This is a genomic window from Streptomyces sp. XM83C, assembly GCF_023072675.1.
Taxonomy (GTDB): domain Bacteria; phylum Actinomycetota; class Actinomycetes; order Streptomycetales; family Streptomycetaceae; genus Streptomyces; species Streptomyces thermocoprophilus.
On record NZ_JALLGL010000367.1, the window covers coordinates 1 to 5,633 of the forward strand.

A 5,633-nucleotide genomic window follows, 5' to 3' on the forward strand; every position below is an offset into this window, starting at 1 on the left:
GTCCGGCGCGGGGTCGGGGAGGAGGCAGGGGGCGGCGCCCCTTCACCCGCCCGGCCGATGCGCTCACCGACTTGCCAGCCGTCGGCGCCAGGTGTGCTCTGGTAGGCGGGGGCGAGGAGAGAGGAGTGCTCTCATGGCTCATGCGGCACCGGCGCCGGGCGTCGGCAGTCCCTACGGTCCGCTCGCCGGGCGTCCCGACGGCCCGCTGCGCATCGGCCGGCCGAAAGCCGGCAAGCGGCCGGGAACCCTGCGCATGCCCGACGTGTTCGACGCGCGCATGCACACGATGGCCCGGTTCGGCGTCCCGATCGTGCTCGGCCTGATCTACGGCTACTGGGCGGCGGCCAACCGGCGCGCCGGAGGGCCCATCACCGGCTGGAACCTGCTGTTCGGCTTCGTCACGTCGTTCGTGTTCATCGTGCTGTGCATCGCTGTGGCGCTGTGGGCGCCCAAGTTGCAGCGCGAGTTGCACTCGGCGGTGAAGTCGGCGTTCGCCGGCGCCGCGTTCGGGTTCCTCTACAGCCAGACCGGCGCGTCCGTGCTGCGTTCCATGGCGTTGGGTGCGCTGGTCGGAGCGGCGATCTTCGTCGTGTTCTTCTACCGGTACTACACGCGTGAGGACGCGGAAGGGAACCGTATCCGCTGACCCTGAAGCGCCCTTGAGGCGCCGGCCCTGACAGGGCACAGCCGTGGGCCCCGGTGTTCGTGCACCGGGGCCCACGGCTTCCCTCATCCCTCCACTCACCGGAGCGGCCGGACACCGTCCGTCCCGGCCGCCCGACGAGGTCTCAGGACACCGTCCAGGTCCAGGACCCGCTGACGGTGACGGACACGGTGGCCGTGACGGCCCAGGGCTGGTTCCACTCGGGGTCGGACGAGTCGGCGTTGCGCCAGCCGTCCCGCCACTGCGGGCAGGGGTCGGCGCAGGTCGGCACGCGCGCCCCGCGGACATCGACGAAGGCGGCGCTGGCCCATCCCTGGGTGCCGCTCAGCCAGTACCAGTAGGGGTTTCCGTTGACGCTCTGCCCGAGAACCTTGCACTGCACCCGGACGTGGGTGCCCGGGTCGAGCGAGGCGACGACGGACGAGTGGGTGGTGGGTTGCTGCCGCACGTTGAGTTCGGTGCGGGTGGTGACAGTGCCCCATACGGGACCGGAGCCGTTTGCGCCACCGTTTCCTTCGTGTCCTTCGGCGAAGGTCGGCGGGGCTGCCGCCGCTGTGGTACCCGTCGTCGCGACGGCGAGGGTGCCACCGGTGAGCAGGGCCGCGGCCAGGATCCGCAGGGCCGGAGTGGTGCGCATGATCGGCCTCCTTCTCCCCAGCACCAGGAAACACCCGTTCGGGTGAACCCTCCACCGGAGGACGGAACGGGCAGGTGGCGGCGCCCCTCCCGAAGTCGGCGCATGCGTCTGGCATATTCATCACACGCTCGCCGTGTGCTCACCGAGGTCAGGCCCACCCGTACGGCCCCGCCCGCTGGCGGCACCCCCCGCCGGACCGTTGCCTTGAGATGTGTCCCGACGCCTGCGGACCGCCGCCTCGGCCGTCCTCATCGCCCTGTCCTGCCTGCTGGTGCCGTTCGGCGCACTCGCGGCGTGGGTGACGTACGGCCTCGCGGACACCGGGCGTTACGTCACCACGATGGGCCCGCTCGCCTCCGACCCGGCCGTGCAGGGCCAGATCGCCGACACCGTCGGCTCGGGCATCCTGCGCCACGTCGACGGCGGCCCCGCGCACGGCGCGCTCGGCCCGTTCGTGCACGACGCGGTGCGCTCGTTCACCCGCACCGAGGCGTTCCGCACCGCGTGGGACACCGCCAACAGGGCGGCGCACGACGCGGTGTTGAGGTCGCTGCGGGAGGGCGACGGCCGCCCCGTCATCGTCGACCTGGCGCCGGTCACCGCCCGCCTCAAGGAGGAACTGGCCGCCGACAACGTCCCGTTCGCCCACCGCATCCCCGTACGGCACACGCAGGTCGCGCTGTTGCCGCCCGGGGAGCTGGCCCGGCTGCAAAAGGGGTACGGCGTGCTGGAAGTCGCCGGTTTCTGGCTGCCCGCCGGCACGGTCGCCCTCGCCGCCGCGGGCATCGCCGTGGCCGCCTGCCGGCGCCGCGCCGTCGTCGCGACCGCTCTCGGCACCGCCGTCGGCGGCGCGCTGCTGGCGCTCGCGGTCGCCGTGGGCCGCCGACTCACCCTCGCCGACCTGCCCGCCGAGGTGTCCGAACCGGCCGCGGGCGCCGTCTACGACGCCCTGACGGCGACACTGCGGACCACGGCCTGGCTGCTGTTCGGCACGGGCCTGGCCGTGGCGCTCGCCGTCACACTGACCGCGCGGTGGGCGGCGGCCCGCCGGGACCGCCCGCCGAACCGCCCCCCGAACCGCCCTCCGGGCCGTCCGCCACTACGGCCGACAGAGTCCGCAGCGCCCGCGCCAGATCCGGCTCCGCCGCCGTGGCGAGCCCGAGCCTGACCGCGTCCGGCGTACGGCGCGGATCGACGGCGAAGGCGGTGCCCGGCGTGACGGCGATGCCGTGCGCGGCAGCGGCTGCGGTGAACGTGTCGGCCCGCCACGGCGCGGGCAGCTCCCACCACGCGAAGTAGGCGCCCGGGTCGGCCCGTACGGCGAACCCTGCCAGCTCCTCGCGGACGATCCGCTGCCGCCGGGCCGCGTCGGCACGCTTGGCGTCGACGAGCCACGCCACGGTCCCGTCGCCGATCCACCGCACGGCCGCCTCCAGCGCGAACCGGCCCGCCGTCCACCCGCCCGACCGCAGCGCGGCGGCCACCGTCTCCACCCGGTTCTCCGGGACGACGAGCAGACCCACGGTCAGCCCCGGCGCGACCCGCTTGGACAGCCCGTCCACGACATGCGTGAGGTGCGGGGCGTGCACGGCGAGCGGCTCGGCGGCGGTGTGCAGGAAGGACCAGATGCGGTCCTCGACGACCGGGATGCCGTACGCGTCGGCGACGGCCGCGATCTCCGCGCACCGCTCCCCGGTCGCCGTGACCGAGGTCGGGTTGTGCAGCGTCGGCTGCACGTACAGCGCGGACAGCGGCGCGCCGCGATGCGCCGCCATGACGCTCTCGGGCCGCAGCCCGCCCTCGTCCACCGCCAACGGCACCAGCGTCACACCGATCCGCGCGGCGATCTCCTTCACCAGCGGGTACGTCAGCTCCTCCACGCCGACCCGGCCGCCCGGCCGCACCAGCGAGGCGAGCACGGCGGCGACGGCCTGCCGGGCGTTCCCGGCGAACAGCACCTGCCCGGGCCGGGGCCGCCAGCCCCCGGCGGCCAGCAGCGCGGCGGCGGCATCGCGGGCGGCGGGCGTACCCGTGGCGGCGGCCGGGCGCAGCGCGTCGGCGAGCACGTCGGGCCGGGTCAGCGGGGCGAGCGCGGCAGCCAGCAGCTCCGGCTGACCGGGCGCGGAAGGGTAGTTGAGCTGGAGGTCGACGGGAGGGCCCCCGGCCCGCTCGACCAGCGCCGACGCCCCGTCGGCAGGGGCGGCGGCCCGCACGAACGTGCCGCGCCCGACCTCGCCCACCACCAGCCCGCGCCGCACGAGTTCGCCGTACACACGCCCGGCGGTGGACGCGGCGATGCCGTGCCGCCGGGCGAACCGCCGCTGCGGAGGCAGCCACTGACCGGGGCGCAGCCGCCCGGCCTCGATGTCGGCGGCGATGCGGTCGGCGATACGACGGTAGTCGGTCATGGGGGCTGCCCTCCGAGTCGGACAGGGGTCGAAAAGCCGGCAGCCAAACGGCCGGTGGCCGAACGGCCGGTGGCCGGACAGCCGGTGGCCGGACAGCCGGTGGCCGGACGACCGGTGGCCGGACAGCCGGTGGCCGGACGACCGGTGGCCGGACGACCGGTGGCCGGACAGCCGGTGGCCGAACGACCGGTGGCCGAACGACGGGCGGCCGAACGACCGGTGGCCGAACGACCGGTGGCCGGACGGCCTGATGAGCGTGCCCCCGCTCAAGGCCTGAGGTGCCGACCCGGAATTGCACCGAGGGCAAAGATTTTATTGCACCGAGATCGGCGCCCCGCCTAGCCTCGACGACATGACCCCCTTCCTCGCATACGAGGACAAAGGCACCCATACACCACCCACGCCCACGCCCACGTCCGAGTCCGAGTCCGAGTCCGCGCTCCCCCTCGTCCTCGTCCACGGCCACCCCTTCGACCGCACGATGTGGACCCCGCAGATCGAAGAGTTCTCCCGCACCCGCCGTGTGATCGCCCCCGACCTGCGCGGCTACGGCGCCTCCCCGGTCGTCCCCGGCGTCACCCCGCTCGCCCGGTTCGCGGCGGACATCGAGGAGCTGCTGGACGAGCTGAAGGTGGGCACGTTCGTCCTCGCGGGGCTGTCGATGGGCGGGCAGATCGCGATGGAGTGCTGCGCCCGCCTCGGCGACCGGGTGCGCGGCCTGGTCCTCGCCGACACGTTCCCCACCCCGGAGACCCCCGAGGGCAAGGCGGCCCGCAACGCGATGGCAGACCGTCTGCTGCGGGAGGGGATGCGCGGGTACGCCGACGAAGTGCTGGAGAAGATGGTCGCGCCGTACGCCGCCCCCGAGGTGAAGGCCCACGTGCACCGCATGATGACCGCCACCCCGCCGGAGGGCGCGGCGGCGGCCCTGCGCGGCCGGGCCGAACGCCCCGACTACCGCCCCCTGCTGGCCCGGCTCACCGCCCCGGCGCTGGTGGTGGTCGGCAGGGACGACGCGTACACGCCGGTCGCGGACGCGGAGGCGATGCACGCCCTGTTCCCCCACTCCACGCTGCACGTGATCGAGGGCGCGGCGCACATGCCGAACCTGGAACGCCCGGCCGAGTTCAACGCGGTGCTGGGGGAGTTCCTGGACCGGGTGGACGAGCTCGGCTGAGGCGCCGTGACGGGCGCCACGGCTGCCGTACGGTGGCGGTCATGACGTTGGTGATCGTCGGCGGTAGCGGATTCCTCGGCGGTGAGCTGGTCCGGCAGGCCGTGGCGGCGGGACGGGAGACCGTCGCGACGTACGCCTCCCGGCCCGGCGACGCCCCGGCGTCCGACTGGCGCCCGCTCGATGTGCGCGACACCGGGCAGCTCGACCGGCTGCTCGCCGGCCTCGCGCCCTGCACGCTCGTCAACGCGGCCGGCGGCCACGCCGACTGGGCGGTCACCGCCGACGGGGCCGCCCGTGTGGCGCAGGCCGCCGCCCGGCACGGCTGCCGCCTGGTGCACGTCTCCAGCGACGCCGTGTTCTCCGGGGACCGCGCCGAGTACGACGAGAGGTGCCTGCCCGACCCGGTCACCCCGTACGGCGCGGCGAAGGCGGCAGCGGAGACCGCGGTACGGCTGCTCACCCCGGACGCGGTCGTCGCCCGCACCTCGCTGATCCTCGGCGACGGCGACTCCGTGCACGAGCGGCACGTCCACGATCTGGCCACCGGCCGCCGCACCGGCGTCCTCTACACCGACGTCGTCCGCTGCCCGGTGCACGTCGCCGACCTCGCCGCCGCCCTGCTGGAGCTGGCCGCCTCCACCGCGTCCGGCGTCCACCACCTCGCAGGCCCGGACGCCCTCACCCGCTACGACCTCGGCATCCTCATCGCCCGCCGCGACGCCCTCGACCCCGCCCGCCTCCCCGCGG

The 5,633-nt window shown here is 74.9% G+C and carries 5 protein-coding genes; 3 read left to right on the plus strand and 2 right to left on the minus strand.

Annotated features, from left to right (window positions below):
* The first annotated feature begins 133 nt into the window (after nt 1-133).
* Nucleotides 134-646 (plus strand): hypothetical protein, encoded by a 513-nt coding sequence (locus MTQ10_RS27285; RefSeq protein WP_374117709.1) that lies wholly within the window; start codon nt 134-136, stop codon nt 644-646.
* A 142-nt stretch (nt 647-788) separates the two neighbouring features.
* Here the strand turns inward: MTQ10_RS27285 and MTQ10_RS27290 are convergent, their stop codons facing one another.
* Both MTQ10_RS27290 and MTQ10_RS27300 read right to left on the minus strand, forming a co-directional pair.
* On the minus strand, nt 789-1,301 hold the full coding sequence (locus MTQ10_RS27290; RefSeq protein ID WP_247472912.1) for an SH3 domain-containing protein: 513 nt from the start codon (nt 1,299-1,301) through the stop codon (nt 789-791).
* A gap of 1,016 nt (nt 1,302-2,317) precedes the next feature.
* Nucleotides 2,318-3,709: an aminotransferase-like domain-containing protein gene (locus MTQ10_RS27300; protein ID WP_308404607.1), complete on the minus strand. Its 1,392-nt coding sequence runs from the start codon at nt 3,707-3,709 to the stop codon at nt 2,318-2,320.
* Nucleotides 3,710-4,061: 352 nt separating this feature from the next.
* On the opposite strand from MTQ10_RS27300, the gene MTQ10_RS27305 reads away from it, so the two are divergent.
* Both MTQ10_RS27305 and MTQ10_RS27310 read left to right on the plus strand, forming a co-directional pair.
* Nucleotides 4,062-4,886 carry an alpha/beta fold hydrolase gene (locus MTQ10_RS27305; RefSeq protein WP_247472915.1) on the plus strand — a complete coding sequence of 275 codons (825 nt, stop codon included), beginning with the start codon at nt 4,062-4,064 and terminating at the stop codon, nt 4,884-4,886.
* A gap of 41 nt (nt 4,887-4,927) precedes the next feature.
* The coding region (locus MTQ10_RS27310) for a sugar nucleotide-binding protein (protein ID WP_247472916.1) at nt 4,928-5,633 on the plus strand (706 nt) is incomplete at its 3' end.

What these genes read in the sequence shown, in the direction of transcription:
- MTQ10_RS27285 (WP_374117709.1), top strand. Translation starts at nt 134, where the DNA reads ATGGCTCATGCGGCACCGGCGCCGGGCGTCGGCAGTCCCTACGGTCCG.
- MTQ10_RS27290 (WP_247472912.1), bottom strand. Translation starts at nt 1,301, where the DNA reads ATGCGCACCACTCCGGCCCTGCGGATCCTGGCCGCGGCCCTGCTCACC.
- MTQ10_RS27300 (WP_308404607.1), bottom strand. Translation starts at nt 3,709, where the DNA reads ATGACCGACTACCGTCGTATCGCCGACCGCATCGCCGCCGACATCGAG.
- MTQ10_RS27305 (WP_247472915.1), top strand. Translation starts at nt 4,062, where the DNA reads ATGACCCCCTTCCTCGCATACGAGGACAAAGGCACCCATACACCACCC.